The sequence below is a fragment of the Mycobacterium lentiflavum genome (genome assembly GCF_022374895.2).
Taxonomy (GTDB): Bacteria; Actinomycetota; Actinomycetes; order Mycobacteriales; family Mycobacteriaceae; genus Mycobacterium; species Mycobacterium lentiflavum.
Genome location: NZ_CP092423.2, coordinates 1,052,515 through 1,068,777, shown reverse-complemented (window position 1 = coordinate 1,068,777; position 16,263 = coordinate 1,052,515). Strand labels below are relative to the sequence as shown.

General features: G+C 67.2%; 14 protein-coding genes. 4 read left to right on the top strand and 10 right to left on the bottom strand.

Going from position 1 to position 16,263, the window contains the following annotated elements; genetic code table 11:
• Position 1 precedes the first annotated feature (1 nt).
• Positions 2 to 841, top strand: a complete 840-nt coding sequence (locus tag MJO58_RS05280; RefSeq protein ID WP_239722199.1) for a dienelactone hydrolase family protein — start codon at positions 2 to 4, stop codon at positions 839 to 841.
• 134 nt (positions 842 to 975) lie between these two features.
• Entirely contained in the window at positions 976 to 2,019 is a 1,044-nt protein-coding gene (locus MJO58_RS05275) for an LLM class F420-dependent oxidoreductase (protein ID WP_239722198.1), read from the top strand.
• 4 nt (positions 2,020 to 2,023) lie between these two features.
• Here MJO58_RS05275 and MJO58_RS05270 read toward each other — a convergent pair whose 3' ends face one another.
• The 9 genes from MJO58_RS05270 to eccCa all read right to left on the bottom strand — a co-directional run bounded on the left by MJO58_RS05270 (position 2,024) and on the right by eccCa (position 12,120).
• A complete protein-coding gene (locus MJO58_RS05270; protein ID WP_239722197.1) occupies positions 2,024 to 3,427 on the bottom strand; it encodes a hypothetical protein in 1,404 nt (467 codons plus the stop codon).
• A gap of 2 nt (positions 3,428 to 3,429) precedes the next feature.
• Positions 3,430 to 3,747 carry a type VII secretion target gene (locus MJO58_RS05265; protein ID WP_090600556.1) on the bottom strand — a complete coding sequence of 106 codons (318 nt, stop codon included), beginning with the start codon at positions 3,745 to 3,747 and terminating at the stop codon, positions 3,430 to 3,432.
• Positions 3,748 to 3,794: 47 nt separating this feature from the next.
• A complete protein-coding gene (glmM, locus tag MJO58_RS05260) occupies positions 3,795 to 5,132 on the bottom strand; it encodes a phosphoglucosamine mutase (RefSeq protein WP_090600555.1) in 1,338 nt (445 codons plus the stop codon).
• A 147-nt stretch (positions 5,133 to 5,279) separates the two neighbouring features.
• Positions 5,280 to 5,762: a 30S ribosomal protein S9 gene (gene rpsI, locus MJO58_RS05255; protein ID WP_276553230.1), complete on the bottom strand. Its 483-nt coding sequence runs from the start codon at positions 5,760 to 5,762 to the stop codon at positions 5,280 to 5,282.
• Positions 5,763 to 5,812: 50 nt separating this feature from the next.
• Positions 5,813 to 6,256 (bottom strand): 50S ribosomal protein L13, encoded by a 444-nt coding sequence (gene rplM / locus MJO58_RS05250; protein WP_090600553.1) that lies wholly within the window; start codon positions 6,254 to 6,256, stop codon positions 5,813 to 5,815.
• Positions 6,257 to 6,491: 235 nt separating this feature from the next.
• A complete protein-coding gene (locus MJO58_RS05245) occupies positions 6,492 to 6,794 on the bottom strand; it encodes a WXG100 family type VII secretion target (protein WP_090600552.1) in 303 nt (100 codons plus the stop codon).
• Positions 6,795 to 6,800: 6 nt separating this feature from the next.
• Entirely contained in the window at positions 6,801 to 7,127 is a 327-nt protein-coding gene (locus tag MJO58_RS05240; RefSeq protein WP_175364354.1) for a WXG100 family type VII secretion target, read from the bottom strand.
• Between the two features lie 83 nt (positions 7,128 to 7,210).
• Positions 7,211 to 8,446, bottom strand: coding sequence for a type VII secretion-associated protein (locus MJO58_RS05235; RefSeq protein ID WP_239722196.1), 1,236 nt, complete (start codon positions 8,444 to 8,446; stop codon positions 7,211 to 7,213).
• Positions 8,443 to 12,120 carry a type VII secretion protein EccCa gene (eccCa, locus tag MJO58_RS05230; protein WP_239722195.1) on the bottom strand — a complete coding sequence of 1,226 codons (3,678 nt, stop codon included), beginning with the start codon at positions 12,118 to 12,120 and terminating at the stop codon, positions 8,443 to 8,445. The genes MJO58_RS05235 and eccCa overlap by 4 nt, the downstream gene beginning before the upstream one ends.
• Before the next feature lie 130 nt (positions 12,121 to 12,250).
• Between eccCa and eccD the strand changes: the two genes are divergently transcribed.
• Positions 12,251 to 13,618, top strand: a complete 1,368-nt coding sequence (gene eccD / locus MJO58_RS05225; protein WP_239722194.1) for a type VII secretion integral membrane protein EccD — start codon at positions 12,251 to 12,253, stop codon at positions 13,616 to 13,618.
• Entirely contained in the window at positions 13,615 to 14,916 is a 1,302-nt protein-coding gene (mycP, locus tag MJO58_RS05220) for a type VII secretion-associated serine protease mycosin (RefSeq protein WP_239722193.1), read from the top strand. The genes eccD and mycP overlap by 4 nt, the downstream gene beginning before the upstream one ends.
• On the opposite strand, the gene eccB is transcribed toward mycP, so the two are convergent.
• The gene (gene eccB / locus MJO58_RS05215; protein WP_239722192.1) at positions 14,881 to 16,263 is read right to left on the bottom strand and encodes a type VII secretion protein EccB; all 1,383 of its coding nucleotides are present in this window, start codon (positions 16,261 to 16,263) and stop codon (positions 14,881 to 14,883) included. The genes mycP and eccB overlap by 36 nt on opposite strands.

The following is a 16,263-nucleotide window of genomic DNA, read 5'->3' as shown; positions in this document are numbered from 1 at the left end:
GGTGGCCCGCATCCGCAAGCTCGTCACCGCCCTCAGCCGCCGTGGCCCGCATAAGGTTTTGCGTGGTGACCTGGCTTTTGCCGGATTGCCGGGAGTGGTCTACACCCCCGAGTCCGGTCTGAACCTGCCCGGCATCGCGTTCGGCCACGACTGGCTCACCGGAATTGCCCGCTATTCGGGTCTGCTCGAGCATCTCGCGTCGTGGGGCATCGTGGCGGGCGCGCCCGACACCGAGCGGGGGCTGGCGCCGTCGGTCCTCAACTTGGCCTCCGATCTGGGCACCGCGCTCGACATCGTGGCAGGTGTGCGCCTGGGGCCGGGCAACATCAGCGTGCACCCCGCAAAACTCGGCGTGGTGGGCCATGGATTCGGCGCCTCAGCGGCCGTGTTCGCCGCAGCCGGAATGCCGGCCGCGCTGGCTGCCGCGGTCGCGGTGTTCCCGACCGTCACGACTCCCCCGGCCGAGCAGCCAGCCGCGTCGCTGAAAGTCCCGGGGTTGATCCTGACCGCGCCGGGAGACCCAAAGACGTTGAACGCCAACGCGCTTGCGCTTTCCAGCGTGTGGCCTTCGGCCACGCTGCGCATCGTCAGCAAAGCCGAACCCCGTGGGCTCGGCGAAGGCCGGCGATTGGCGTCCGTGTTCGGGCTGCCCGGTTCCCACCGCCGCACCCAGCGATCGGTGCGCGCCCTGCTGACCGGATACTTGCTCGCTACCCTGGCCGGTGACAAAACCTATCGCGAGTTCGCCGATCCAAATGTGGTGCTGCCCAAGACAACTCCGGTCGATCTCGAGGCAGAACCGGTCGCCCTCGAAGAGAAGATCGTCGCGCTGCTGAAGTAGCGTTGCGCGGCCGGCGCGACGTCAACGCGCTCGGCGCCCAGGCCGGCCAAGTGGTTGCTCCGACGAGCTGCTCATTTGGGCGACTATGCGAGGGCCTTTGAGCGCGCTGGATCCGGCGTGATTAAGTGTCGGTCATGCGAATCGGAATCGCTTTGGATTATTCGGGCGGCTTTCACGAAGCCGTCGACCGCATTGTCGAACTCGAAAAGGCCGGCCTCGACATCGCCGTGGTGGCCGAGGCATATTCCTACGACGCCATCAGCCAGCTGGGGTACCTGGCCGCCAAGACCAACACCATCGAATTGGCCACCGGCGTGGTTCCCATCTACATCCGCACGCCGTCGCTGCTGGCGATGACCGCCGCGGGCCTGGACTTCGTGTCGGGCGGCCGATTCCGGCTTGGCATCGGGACGTCGGGGCCTCAGGTGATGGAAGGGTTCCACGGCGTCGCGTTCGACGCCCCGATCGGTCGTACCCGCGAGGTCGTGGAGATCTGCCGGAAGGTGTGGCGGCGCGAGCGAGTCCAATACGACGGCAAGCACTATCAGCTACCGCTGCCCGCGGACCGCGGGACGGGTTTGGGCAAACCGCTTCAGCTCATCAATCACCCTGTGCGCGAACGTATTCCGATAACGATCGCGGCGTTGGGCCCGAAGAACGTCGAGCTCACCGCGGAGATCGCCGAGGGCTGGCAGCCGGTGTTCTATTTTCCGGAGAAGGCTCACACCGTCTGGGGCGAGGCGCTGGCCACCGGCAATGCCAAACGGGATCCGGCCTTGGGGCCGCTGGACATCATGGTGCACGCCTCGGTGGCCATCGGCGACAACGTCGAGGAGCGGCTGGCCTGGGTCAAGCCGCAGCTGGCGCTCTACATCGGTGGCATGGGCGCCAAGGGCAAGAACTTCTACCACAACCTGGCCACGCGCTACGGATACGGCGAGGTCGCCGACAAGATCCAAGAGCTGTACCTGTCCGGCCGCAAGAGTGAGGCCATCGACCTGGTGCCCGACGAGCTGGTGCGGGGTATGTCGTTGATCGGCCCGCGCGGTTTCGTCAAAGAGCGCATCGCCGCCTTCGCCGAGTCCGGAGTGACGACGTTGTTGGCAAGTCCGGCGGCGGCCGACCCTAAAGAGGCGGTGCGCTTCGTCGAAGAGGTGCTCGAACTGCGGGGCGCCTGAGGCGTCACTGCCCCGCCTGCGGAACCTGGTCTGCGGCAATCTCACACGGCGTTGCCCCGTCCGGTGGCGGCGCCGGTGCGGCCACGGGCGCTGCCGCCGGATTAGCTGAGTCTGCAGGCGCCGGCTCGCCAACCGGTAGTGGCGGTGTCCCGGCAGGCGGCGGCGCGTTCACGGGCTGAGCCCCCTCGGCTTCCCTTGCCGCATCGGCCTTTTCGGCGTCGGCCGTCTCAGCGTCGGCCTTGTCATGCTCTTCGTCGGGTTTGTCATGCTCGTCGTCGGCGTCGTCATGCTCGTCGTCGGGTTTGAATGGATCCTCGTCATCGTCGAACGGGTCTTTACCCACCGGATCGTCGAGCCCCGACGAATCGCCGAGCCCGTCTGTGGCCGAACCCAGCAGACCACCCAGTGCGTCGACGATTCGGCCGGCCAGCCCGCTGAGGCCGCCCAGACCGCCGGCTCCGCCACCCACATCGCCAAGCCCGCCGCCGGCCGTCGGTAGGGCGGCAGCATCGCCCAGGCCGGCGCCGAAGTCCGACAGCGGTGGCGCAAGGTCAGCTCCCGGGGGCGTCGGAGTCGCAGCGGGAGCGGCGGCTACTGGTGCGGGGGCCGGGTCCGGCGCGACGGTGGGAAGCACAGCCGCAGGCGCCGTCGCAGCCGGAGGCGGCACGGTCTGGTCAGGTTGCGCCGGGGACGGTTGGGGTGGTTGGTAACCGGGGCCGAGGTCGCCGGGCATGTCGAAGTACACCGCGGGTGCACCGGCCATCCGGTCGTTCACCATATCGTAGGCAGTGCCGAACGCCCTCAACGACGAACGCACGGCCATCAGCCAGTCGTTACGAATGTCGTTGTCCACGTAGGGCATTACCTGCCCACGGACGACCTGCTCGGCCGTCGATCGCTCCCCTGCGCCGGCCGTCACCACCGCGGCGGCGGCCAACCACGCCGACCGCTGAGCCTGCCTGCGATCGTCGATCGCGATGACAGTGCCGACCTTCGAGTCGAGCAGATGCCACAGGTTGTCGCGCAGCGATTCGCACCGCTGCGCGGCAGCCCGCATCTCGGTGGCAACCATGTTGGCGGCATCGCAATGACGTTGCAAGAACGAAACCGCGGCATCGCCTCCCACCCCCATCCACGCCGCCACCAACTCGGCAACCTGATCCTGTTGAATCCGCAAGCCTTCCGAAGCCGCGGCGGCGGCCGCACGCAGCTGCGCACAGTCACGGTCCAGGACACGAAGGTCGAGGCCGTCTTCGCTGTCGAACCAGTCGCGAATCTGCGACGGGTGTGACGTCAAGTCCGGATGTTCGTATCCCAGTGTCTGGCAAGCCCGTACGTAGGCCTGGGTGTGTTCGATCGCGACCCGGCCTTCGGCGAGGCGCTCGGCGACGTCCAACCGATCGGCCACGGTCAGGCGATTCGCGCCGCGGCGTACAGCTCGGCGTCGGCATAGCGCTGCGCGCCGGAGCGCAGCGCTACCGCGATCGCGACCGACGCACGTGACCACTGCGACAACTGCGTCGTCAATCGCTCCAGCTCCGCCCGCAACGCATCGCCGCGCGCGGTGTATGCCCGACCGGCCATCGCGCCGCTAAAAGCCAACGCCGCCAAGTGATCACCGACCGCGCTGTCGACCACCTCGGCGGCAACCCGCAGTTGATCGGCAACGCGATGTACCGCAGCGACGTCGATTCCGGTGCGGTCGAATGTGGCGTGTCGTATTCCCATGCCTAGTCCGACGCCGGACTCGCCCTTGGGGTTCCAGCGAAAAGGAACTAGCGCTGGTCGCTGACCGCTTCGGCGACGCGGTTGGCCACCCGCTGCGCGATGTCTTCTTCGGGCGCTTCGACCATCACCCGGATCATCGGCTCAGTTCCCGAGGGGCGCAACAGGATTCGACCGGTGTCGCCCAGTTCGGCCTCGGCTTCGTCGACGGCGCTGCGCACCGACGGCGCGGCGGCCGCGGTGGTCTTGTCGGCGACTTCGACGTTGATCAGCACCTGCGGGAACGACTGCATCGGCGCGGCCAGGTCGGCCAGCGACAAGCCGGTCTGCACCATGCGGGTCATCAGGCGCAGCCCGGTGACGATGCCGTCGCCGGTCGAGCCCAGCGCGGGCATCACGATGTGGCCGGATTGCTCGCCGCCCAGGCTGTATTCGCCGGACCGTAGCTCCTCGAGGACGTAGCGATCGCCGACGCCGGTGGTGCGGACGGTGACGCCCGCCGAGCGCATCGCCTGGTGCAGCCCGAGGTTGCTCATCACCGTGGTGACCAGGGTGTTGGAGGCTAATTCGCCGGCTTCCTGCATCGCCAGCGCGAGCACCACCATGATGGCGTCGCCGTCGACCAGCTCACCCTTGGCGTCCAGCGCCAGGCAGCGGTCGGCGTCGCCGTCGTGCGCCAGGCCCAGGTCGGCGCCGTGCTCGAGCACCGCGGCCCGCACCGAGTCCAGGTGCGTCGATCCGCAGCGGTCGTTGATGTTAAGGCCGTTGGGCTCGGCGTTGATCGCGATGACCCGGGCACCGGCGGCGCGATAGGCGCGCGGTGCGGCCGACGATGCCGCGCCGTGGGCGCAGTCGACGACGACGGTCAGGCCGTCGAGTGGCAGCGTGCTGGCCTTGCCGACGTGGCGCAGGTAGCGATCGGCGGCGTCCTCGGCGTCGATCACGCGACCGATCGCGGCGCCGACGGGGCGCAGGCCCGGGCCGGCGGCGACCAGTTGTTCGATCTGGTCTTCGGTGTCGTCGTCCAGCTTGTGGCCGCCGGGCCCGAAGATCTTGATGCCGTTGTCGGGCATCGGGTTGTGCGACGCCGAGATCATCACGCCGAAGTCGGCGTCATAGGCGCCGGTCAGGTAGGCGACCGCGGGGGTGGGAAGGACGCCGACGCGCAGCGCATCGACACCCTGGCTGGTCAGGCCGGCGATCACCGCGGCTTCGAGCATCTCGCCGCTGGCGCGCGGATCGCGGCCGATCACGGCGACGTGCCGGCCCGGTTTTCCCGGACCCACCAGCCGCCGCGCGGCCGCGCTGCCCAGCGATAATGCCAGCTCAGCGGTCAATTCGCGATTGGCGACTCCGCGTACACCGTCGGTGCCGAATAGTCGAGCCATCGGACAAACCTCTCACAGTGACGTCATGCGCACAAAGTGCACTTACTTTTGTGACCGCAACCGCGCACGTTTGTGCGACGACACGCCGAAGACGGCGGAACTAAGACGCACAAAGATGCGCAGTCGCGGCCAGAAAGTGATCGCTGATCAGCGCTTGCTGTACTGAGGTGCCTTACGGGCCTTCTTGAGGCCGTACTTCTTGCGCTCGGTGGCGCGCGGGTCACGGGTGAGGAAGCCGGCCTTCTTCAGCGGGGGCCGGTCCTCGGGCTGGGCCAGGATCAGCGCCCGGGCAATGCCCAGCCGCAGCGCACCGGCTTGACCCGACGGGCCGCCGCCGTGCAGCAGCGCGTAGACGTCGAAGGTCTCCAGCCGGTCGACGGTGACCAGCGGCGCCTTGATCAGCTGCTGGTGCACCTTGTTCGGGAAGTAGGCCTCCAGGCTGCGGCCGTTCAGGTCGAACTTGCCGCTGCCGGGAACCAGACGCACCCGCACCACGGCCTCCTTGCGGCGGCCGACGGTCTGAATGGGCCGCTCGAGCACGATCGGCTCGCTGGGCTTGGCCGCGGGGGCCTCGGCGGCGGGCTCGGCCGGGGTCTCGGCGGTGTCGGCCTGGGCTTCCTCGACGACCACCTCGACGGCGACCTCGGTGGTCTCTTCAGGCGTTGCCTCGTTGGTTTCGGTCACTGGGCCACCTGCTTGATCTCGAACGGAACCGGCTGCTGTGCCGCATGGGGGTGCTGCGGGCCGGCGTAGACGTGGAGTTTGCGCTGGATCTGCTTGCTGAGCTTGTTGTGCGGAAGCATGCCGACGATCGCGTTCTCGACGACGCGGGTGGGGTGCTTTTCCATCAGCTCGCCGATCGTGCGGCTGCGCAGACCGCCGGGATACCCGGAGTGGCGGTAGGCCAGCTTGCTCTGCAGTTTGTCGCCGCTGATGGCGACCTTGTCGGCGTTGATGACGATGACATAGTCGCCGCCATCGACATTGGGGGCGAACGTCGGCTTGTGCTTACCGCGCAACAGGGTGGCTGCCGCGACGGCAAGGCGACCAAGCACTACGTCCGTGGCGTCGATGACGTGCCACGACCGCGTGGTGTCACCCGCCTTTGGCGCGTAGGTGGGCACAGCGCTTACCTTCTCTTCTCTCGGGTGGATCCCGGTTCGAGCCGGGTGCCGGTCAGGGCGGCCCTGGTGGGTTTGCGGTTGGGGTTTGGTCTCGGCGACCGACATTGACCCGAGTCCCCGGCGTACCGCACGCCAACGGAGCAGCTTACCGACCCACATCCCCGCAGGTCAAAATGACTGTGTGGTCCCAACGGCTCTCCTTCCGCCGGGACCACACAGTTGCTCGTGGGCGCGGCTACCTTGCCCAGACGCCGGCCGCCCGGCGGTCGGCATCCGCAACCTCGTCGGCTCCGTCGCGCACCGCGTTTCCAAGGTCGACCAAGATTTCGTTCAAAGCGGTCGCCGCCTGGTGCCATTTGAGCTGTTCAGCCTGGTAGGCGGAGGCTGCTTCGCGGGTCCAGAGCTGCTGCAACGGGGCGATTTGCGAGCGCAGTTCGTCAAGCGCCGCATTGAGACGAGCCGAGGTGGTGTGGATCTCCTGGCGCACCGAGTGTTCGATTTCGCCGAAGTTATAGGACAGCGCTGGGTCCACAGGAATGTCCTTTCACAGATCGCCGCCGGCAACGCCGATGTGGTGGGCATGGTTCAGGCCGGCATCTCGCAGCGTGGCCGCGTTGTGCCGAATGGTGTCCGCGATCGTGTGCAGCCCGTGGTACAGCCGCAGCGACTCGGCATTCCAGCGATCCACTACGTCCTTGAACCGTGCGGCGGCGAGCCCACCCCACACCGATGGCGGCACACTGCTCATTCGGCCGATGAATGCCTGCAGCATCGCCCGGATCTCTTCGTTGCGGCTGTCCGTCGTGCCTGCCACCGAGCGCATCAGATCAAAATCGGTGCTCAGCAAGTTCGCACCTGGCGGTGTAGTCACCCTGCTCCTTCCTCTTCGATACCAAGTACGACCACCCGCACCTCGGTTCGGTTCCATCCAATTTCCCGCGGCACCGCGGCGGCTCATGGGATCGCGTGGGCTGACCGCACCGCCTCCTCGCACGCGCCGCGGACGGCATCCTCACCACCGGGCCGGCTCTGGCATCCGATGCTGATCCGAACCGATCCATCTACAACCACCGTCCATCGCACGTGATGACCGGCGCGGACTTCGCGATATGTCACAGCCGGCCGTCCCGCGGTCACTCCGGACGGATTGAAATCGACGAATACACCCGCGGGCTCGCTGTCGATCGCGTGCTTCAACCGGTCGGCCGTGGCGCTGAGCGTCTCGGCCGGAATCGGCGACTGGGTGACGTGCAACGCCACTTCAGGATCTGTCTGCGACGTGACCTGTACCCGGGCCGAACCCGGTCCCGCGATCACCCGTTGCCTCGTCCAATTCGCCGGCACCGTCAGTGCGACCCGGCCTTCCACCAGAAATGTCGTCGACGCCGCAGCCACGGGGGCAACACCGCGATGACCGCCCGCCGCGATCGCCGGCACCGTCGCGGCCAGCACCACGGTGGCAGCCGCCAGACCCCCAACCAGCCGGACGCGTGAGCCCACCCGACGGGCGTCGTCGCCCGGCCGCGGCGGCAGCATGATGTCGGAGGTCGCCGAGAGCGCCAACCGGGATAGCCGGGCGTCGTCAACCCGCACAATCTTGTGTCCCCGTCCGCGCAAGCCGCCGGCGAGCAGCGTCGCAAGCTCCCGGGCCCCGGTAACGCTGTCAGGCACATCGATCAGCACGGTTGCTGTTGCTCCACAAGTCATTTCGTCGACGAGACCCACGACCTCTTCGGCCACGGCCTGCGGCTCTGCGCTGCGCGCAACGGCCACGAGATCGTCGCCCACGATCGCGACCAGCCGCTCGGCGATCTCCACCACCGGCACTTCCGGCTCCGCCTTCGACACCCGGCGAACCAACCACGAGCGCGGGTGCACCCGCACGTCGTCGGACACGGCCGCAGCCGCAGCGGCAACCACATCGACCCGCGACGACGGCCACCAGGATGGATGCACTATCCGAATCGCTCCGCGCGCCCCTGGATTCGCACAGTCCAATGACCGCAGTCCGCTGCGCCACAACCGATCGACCGCCACGGGCAACCCGTCGACCAACGCCACCTGATCGTCAATCGCGTTCAGCGCCGCATGGCGGATCTCGGATTTCGCGTCGGCGACTGTGCTTGCGGCACAACACAACCGGTGAATCATTCCCGGACCCGCCGCAATAATGGCGTGATGCCCGTTCACGGTGCCGGACTCCAACCCACCTGGATTACCTGTTCGTCGCCGGCATCATTGACCAAAACGCCGCGCCCCGCCGGCAATCGCACCGGACGCCGAGCCCCTAACAGCGAGCCGTCATCCGGACGCGCACTCATCATCAGTCCCATGCAGCCGATCTCCCGCAGGCCCGCCAGCAGCGGCTCGAACAAGGCGCGCGACGCACCCCCGCTGCGCCTCGCCGCGATCAGGTGCAATCCCAGATCCTTTGCATGCGGCAGGTATTCGAGAAAATCCAACAGCGGATTTCCGGCCGGCACGGCGACCAAGTCATAGTCGTCGACGACGACATAGATGTCTGGACCGGACCACCACGACCTGGCGCGCAGCTGCGCCTGCGTCACGTCCGGCGGGGGCATCCGCCGCTGCAGCAGATCGAGTATGTCCGGCAGCAGCGCCCTGAGCGCAGTTGGCGACATGGCATAGCCGCCGAGATGTGGTGACTCCACTACGCCGAGCAGGGTGCGTCGGAAGTCGACGATCAGTAGCCTTGCCTGTGCAGCCGTCTTGGTCCGAACAATTTCGCGGCACAGAGTCCGCAACGCGGTGGTCTTTCCGCACTCGTTTTCCCCGAGGATGAGCAGATGTGAATTCCGCTCGAAATCAACTGCAACCGGCCGCAATCGACGCTCCTCGAGACCGAGGAGTAGCTGCGTGGCGTCCTCGTCGGCCGCCGAGTCGACGACTGCGCAGTGGTCCACGTGAGTGGGCAGCAGTGGTATGGCAGGGGCGGCCAGCTCACCGTGGCGGCTTCGCAATTCGTCTGCCTCCATCGGCCGGCAGATGACCATGTGCTGGCCGTCGTGGGACAGACCGCGGCCCGGGCGGTCGCGGGGCACTTCGTGCGCTCGTTTGCGGTCAAGCTCCGAATCGGCCGGCTCACCCAGCCGCAGTTCGATGCGGGTGCCGATCTGATCCCTCAACGAGGGTCTGATCTCGGCCCACCGCGAGGCCGAGAGCACAACGTGCACCCCGAACGACAATCCCTGGGCCGCAACAGCAGTGACTGATTCCTCCAGATTCTGGAACTCGTCACGCAAACTCGCCCAGCCGTCGATGACGAGAAACACGTCAGCGAGCTGTTCGCATGAGTCGACCTCCCGAGAGCGCACGATCGATTCGATCTCGGCGATCATGCGCGCGACGAGCTGGGGTTCGGGTCTGCTCGCGATGGTGCCGATATGTGGCAGTGTGCGCAGGGACGCGAACGTTGCACCGCCAAAGTCCAGACAGTAGAACTGCACCCGGCTCGGATCATAAGCGGCCGCGAGCGCGGTGATCAGCGTCCGCAGGGCTGTCGACTTGCCCGTTTGGGGAGCGCCCACGACGGCGAAATTGCCCGCCGCTCCCGATAAGTCGACCATTAGCGGTGTCCGGCACTGTTCAAAAGGCCGATCGACGATGCCGATCGGCACAAGCAGACTTCCCGATCCTGCGTCGCGCAGCAGGCTGTCCAGTGGCGGCGCCAGACCAAGCGGGGGCAGCCACACTCGGTGCGCGGTCGGCCCGTGCCCGGACAGCCGGTCCAGCACAGTCCGCAAGATGGTGGGTGCAGGCGACGCGCCTGACTCGGCGACGCGGGCGATCGGTCCGACGGCGTGCGCGGTGAACACCTGCACCGTTTCCGGCGGCCGCGGAAGCGCAGGTGCGACACGACGTACCGAGCTGTCCGGCCCTGACACGAAGGCGGTTTGGAAGCGGATCAGCTCGCCGCTGCCGCAGCGTAGTAAGCCCGCTCCGGGCGTGTTCGGTAGCTCATATGCGTCGGGTGTGCCCAAGACGATTCGTGATTCGCTGGCGGACAACGTCTTCAAACACACCCGGTAGGACAGGTGGGCTTCCAGCCCACGCAGCCGGCCCTCGTCGAGGCGCTGACTCGCAAGCAGTAGGTGCATGCCCAGTGACCGGCCGAGCCGACCGATCGCGACGAACATATCGGCGAAATCGGGATGCCGGCTGAGTAGTTCGGAAAACTCGTCGACAACGATGAACAACACCGGCAGGGCGGTCATCTTCGTCCCGGCCCGACGAGCCTGTTCGTACGCCGCGACGCTGGAGCACCTCGCCGTCCGCAGCAACTCTTGCCGACGATTCATCTCACCGGCCAGTGCGTCTCGCATCCGCGCGACCAGCGGTGCTTCCTGCGAGAGGTTGGTGATCACCGCGGCGACGTGCGGAGCCTGTGCCAGGTCGAGAAACGTCGCCCCACCTTTGAAGTCGATGAGGAGCAGGTTCAGCACTTCCGGAGAGTTCCGCGCGATCATGCCCAGCGCGACGGTGCGCAGCAGCTCGGACTTGCCCGACCCGGTCGCGCCCACGCAGAGCCCGTGCGGCCCCATGCCGTCTTCGGCGGACTCCTTGATATCGAGTTCGAGAGTAGCTCCGTCCGACGTTCTTCCGATCGGGGCGCGCAGCCGAGTGCGGGGATCTCGGTTGCGCCACAACATGATCGGGTCGTAGCTGGCAACGTCGTCAAGCCCCAAGAGGGCCGGCCAGCCTGCATCGCCGCCAGGATGAGACGCAGTACCCGCCCGGTAGCCGGCAAGACGGCGCGCACACATCTGCGCGTCGAGCGGGTTCATCCGGTCGGGGTAGGTCAAGGCGTGAACTGCGCCGGAAATCCGAATGGTCAACGGCGAGCGACTGCGGCCAGGCCCTGTTTCGATGATGGTCGCACCCGCGATGGCGCCCGCGCTATCGCCGTCACCGCGGCCCTGGTGGTCGACGACGACCACCACGCGCGCCGGGAGTTCCGTCCCGGCCAGCGCGCGCCGCATCTCCGCAGCGCTTTCATACAGCATTCGCGCGCTGCCCACCGAATCCTTCGCGGTCGGGTGTTGGCTGTGCGGCAACCACTTCAACCAATCCCAGTGGGCCCGGCTCCGATCCGCGATCACGCCGACAATGAACAATTGATCCGGAGGGTGCAGCACGGCGAGCTGGCAGATCATCGCCCGCAGCAGACCACGCACCTCGGCCAAATCACCGTCGACGGTGACGGACGCTCCTGGGGTCAAGGCAACGACGATTGGCACGTCCGCGATCGTGCCGTGTGTCCGGATGAAGCGCTGTGCGGCCGCGGCGGTAACCGGATCGGTGCGCTCCCCGCCGTCAATTTCAGCGGCTACCAGCTTGGCCGAAAGTGGCTGAGTACCAACGCCGACGCGAACCGAACAGAAGTCGGGGTCGGCCACTCGTCGCTCCCACATCCGCGGGCCACCGATCAAGGTCCATAAAGTAGCGGGGTCGGGGTGACTCCAGTTCAGTGAGAAGTGTTGTGCTGCAGCTATTTCGGTTACCGTTCGGCGCAGCCGTGTCAGATATCCCAGGTAGTCGGCGCGCCTCGCGCCGATCTCGTTACCCTGCCGACGGCCACGTTGCGTGATCGATGTGAGCGCCATGGACACCAGCATCATCACCGGGAAGGCCAGAAACCCGGGGCTGCGGGCAACGGTCGGGCCGGAGAAGAAGGCCAGCGCCATGACTGCGACGCTCACGACGGACATGCCGACCGGCAGCAGGCGCATCGGCAGACTCGGTGCCGTCGGCTGCGGCAGCTCGGGCGGCGCGGCAACGACGATGTCTGCGGTCGCGGCTTCCGGCGGCAGCTGGCGCACCACAGGCGCGAACACCTCAGTCATCCCGGCCCCTCCCCGCGTGCGACGACGGTAGGCAGTACCGGAATTGACCGCAACTCACCTGTGGATAGCCGAATACCGATGTTCCGAAATTGCCTTAGCGTCAAGATCATCCGAATCTGAAGGGGTTGCGTTGTCTGTATCCGATCCGGCGCTTCGCCGCGTGTCCGTGCATGCCGGCACCGCCATCGTCGACTTGGCTCTGCCGTCCGAGATGCCGGTTGCCACCCTGCTATCGCCCATCGTCGACACCCTGAAGGCCCACGGCGCCGACGATCCAATCGCGACCCGCTACCAGCTGTCGATCTTGGGAGCGTCGACTTTGAATTCGTCCACGACGCTCGCGCGCAGCGGTGTCCGCGACGGTGACGTCCTCGTCCTGAGCCAGTCTGCAACGCCGCCACCCTCAGTGCGATACGACGACGTGGCGGAGGCTGTGTCGGACACGCTGGACGGTAGGAGCTGGAGTCCGGCCCAGAACGAATTTGCAACACGTCTTGCCGCCGCCCTGGGGGCCGGCTGTCTAAGTGGTATCGGATGTCTGACACTCATTCGAAACGCCCTGCCCACCAACGCTGTCCGCAACCTCGGCCCCACCGCGGGAATCACTGCGCTCGTCGCTTTCGCGGCGGTGATGTTGGCGGCACTCGCGAATCGCACGTACCGGGACGCCATGGCCGCCCTCACGCTGAGCCTGGTCGCCACGGCATTCTCCGCAGTCGCGGGCTTTCTCACCGTACCCGGCACCCCGGGTCTGCCCAACGTGCTTCTGGCCGCCGCGGCCGCCGCAGCCACCGCGGTGCTAGCGATCCGCGTATCCGATTGCGGGACTTCAACATTGACCGCAGTGTCGTGCTTCGCGGCGATCGTCGCCATCGCTGCGTTCGCAGGTCTGGCGACCGACGTCCCATTGCACGTGGTCGGTGCGGTATTGGCGTTGCTGTCGCTTGGTCTACTCGCGGTTGCGCCACGCGCGGCGCTCGTCCTGGCCGGATTGTCACCAAAGCCGGCCGACCCACATCCGGTTCCCGACGATGTGGCCGCCGGCGCTGTTCGTGCCGACGCCTGGTTGGCCAGCCTGCTGGCCGCGTTCTCGTTCTCGGCGGCCACCGGCGCCATCCTCACCGTAGCGACGGGTACACCGCGGCTCGGGTGCGCTGCACTTGCGGCCGCCATCGGTGCGCTGCTGCTGCTGCGCGCCAGTTCGGTCGACCGGAGGAGGACGTTGGTGAGCGGCATCGCCGGTGTAGCCACGATTGGAACGACGTTCGCAGTCGCCGCGCTCAGGGCCCCGGAGCGCGGGCCGTGGATCGCTGCGGCGACGGCGTTGTGTGTCGCCGGTGCGATCTACTTCGGGTTTGTAGCGCCGGCGGTATCGCTGTCAGCCGTCGCGCGAAAAGGCGTCGAGGTGTTGGAGTGTGTGGTCCTGATCGCGACGGTGCCACTGGCCGGTTGGATATGTGGCCTCTACGACGCCGCCCGCGGTCTGCATCCGACATGAGGACGTCGCGCCTCGTGCGGCTGGTGGCGGCAGCGGGGTTGACGGCCTTATCGCACTGGGGAACGCCATCAGCACAAGCGGTTTCACCGCCAGAGATTGATGACAGGTTGTTGCCGAAGCCTGCGTTGCCGGCACCCACGAGGCCTACGGTGCAACGCGAGGTATGCACGATGGTGACCGGGGATCCAGGTCCGGGGCGAAACCAGCTCGCAGATCTCGATTTACCGCACGTCTGGCAGCTGACCCGCGGCGCGGGACAACGAGTCGCGGTCATCGACACCGGCGTTGCGCGCCATCGCCGGTTGCCCGATGTGGTGCCCGGAGGTGACTACGTGTTCACCGGCGACGGCACTCAGGATTGCGACGCCCACGGGACGTTGGTCGCCGGAATCATCGCCGCCGCAGCCGATTCGACAGATAGTTTCAGCGGCGTCGCGCCCGACGTCACGTTGATCAGCATCCGGCAGTCCAGCTCGAAATTCGCCCCGACCAGCGACCCGTCAAACTCGGGGATCGGCGATGTAGTCACCATGGCGAAAGCGGTCCGCACTGCCGCCGACCTGGGTGCGTCGGTGATCAACATTTCGTCGGTGGCGTGCGTCCCGGTCACGTCGGCGCTCGACGACCGGGCACTGGGCGCCGCGCTGGCCTACGCGGTCGACGTCAAGAACGCCGTCGTGGTCGCCGCGGCCGGAAACACCGGCGGCGGACAGTGTCCGGCCCAGCGCCCGGATGCGACGTGGCAGAACATCTCGGTCGCGGTCAGTCCAGCCTGGTACGACGACTACGTGCTGACCGTCGGTTCGGTGAATGCCGACGGGACGCCATCGGCCTTCACTCTTGCCGGTCCGTGGGTCGACGTCGCCGCTACCGGGCAGGCGGTGCTGTCATTGAGTTCGGCGGCGTTATCCGGAACCAGCTACGCCGCACCTGTTGTCAGCGGGCTCGCCGCGTTGATCCGGGCGCGGTTCCCCGCGTTGACGGCGCGGCAGGTGACGCAGCGCATCGAGTCGACGGCGCATCATCCGTCAGGCGGATGGAATCCATTCGTCGGCAGTGGCACGATCGACGTCCTGGCCGCGGTGAGCACCGACTCCAGCGCGCCCACCAATGTCGCCAAACCGCCGCCGGCGCACGTGCCGATCGCCGCGCCGGCAGCCGGGCCGATGAATTCTGTTGGGCGGGATATCGCGTTGCGCGGAGCGGCCATGTGCCTGGTCGCTCTGATGTGCGCGCTGATCATCGGTGCGGCAAAGCAACGGCTACGAGGATCCCGCGATAGTGTCGCGGACGACTGACGCGCCCGCCCTGCTCAGTTCCGGCCCGGCCGGAAGGACCGCGATCATCGACCACGGCACGGGCACAGGGTCCGTCTGCAGACCGAGGTCGCGGGCGGCGTCGTTGTCGTGAATCGCGAATCGCACACCGGTGTCGATGACGAGATAGCGTGTGCTCGCCCCGCCATTGCCCCGCACGTAGGCGGTCCGCCCGGGGGGCAAGTAGACAGCATCAAGTGCGGGACCGCGGCCGTCGGCTTGCGACAAGGACACCGGGACCTGGCCGGGCGCAAGCGGCAAGCCACTCGCGGTCAGGATCTCAGCACCGGACGCCGTCGACCCCGAACTCACACACACGGTGGTGGTGCCGATCAGGCTGCGGTCCCCGGGCGCGCGTTCCGGGAAGGTCCCTACCGGCAGCGAGTCGACGATCGCAGCGCCCCGAATCACGTCCGGTGTCACCGCGATGATGTTGGCGGCGCCGCGCGAGTCGCTGAAGCGCATGAGATCCGCGGCTACCTGGCCGACGCGCTGGACTCCGGTGCTCAGGACTGCGTAGTACTCGTCGCCATCTCCGCGTGTGATACGCAGCACACTGCCGACGGGAAAGTCGGGTAGTCCGGCCGACCTGCCCCCCACGCCACGGATTCGTGGAGCCGTGATCGGCGGCGCCTCCGGGATCGTGTTCAGCAAGGACTGCGAAACGACGAGTGGCACGCGGCCCTCCAGGCGTAATGCGCGCACGACCGCGGTGTCCGCAAGATCCACGACAGCCCGCTCGCCGTCGTACAGCAGGTATGTGGGCGGACCCGTACCCGGTGCGACCAGCAGAGCCTGATCGCGTGCCAGGCGATGGGCCGACGGTCCGCCGGCGGGCCCGACGATCACCGTCGTGGCCGTTGCACCTTCGGTATCGCAGATCGTCCAGACCGCATCATCGCCGGAAAGCTGCGGGCCGAGAAGCTGCGGTGCGCCGGGAATGCCCAGCAGGGGACCACGTTTGGTACGGCGTAATTCGGGCTCGGGCACTGCCTGCGGATTGGCATCTGTCGCCGCGACCAACCGCGCCGAAGCCAGGTTGAGCACCGGGTGCCAGGTATCGCCGACTCGCACATATAGCGCTCCGGTCTCCTTGCCCATCACGATCTGGGCGTGATCCAGCCGGACGTGCGGCCGCAGCAATCCAATGAGCGCACATCCCACCACCGCGACGGCCGTCAGTACCCAGCCCACCGTCAGCGGCCCGGTGCGGGCTCGCAGCGGTTCACCGAAAGTCCCATAAGCACCGCCCAGTAGTGCGCGCTCAATCCGGCGTAGCAGGAATCGGTAACCGCTGACTTGCGCCCAAGTCGTCGATTGGTGGGGCAC

Coding starts and splice junctions, on each gene's coding strand:
- MJO58_RS05275 (WP_239722198.1), top strand. CDS start 976: ATGCGAATCGGAATCGCTTTGGATTATTCGGGCGGCTTTCACGAAGCC.
- MJO58_RS05265 (WP_090600556.1), bottom strand. CDS start 3,747: ATGGGAATACGACACGCCACATTCGACCGCACCGGAATCGACGTCGCT.
- glmM (WP_090600555.1), bottom strand. CDS start 5,132: ATGGCTCGACTATTCGGCACCGACGGTGTACGCGGAGTCGCCAATCGC.
- eccCa (WP_239722195.1), bottom strand. CDS start 12,120: ATGACTGAGGTGTTCGCGCCTGTGGTGCGCCAGCTGCCGCCGGAAGCC.
- mycP (WP_239722193.1), top strand. CDS start 13,615: ATGAGGACGTCGCGCCTCGTGCGGCTGGTGGCGGCAGCGGGGTTGACG.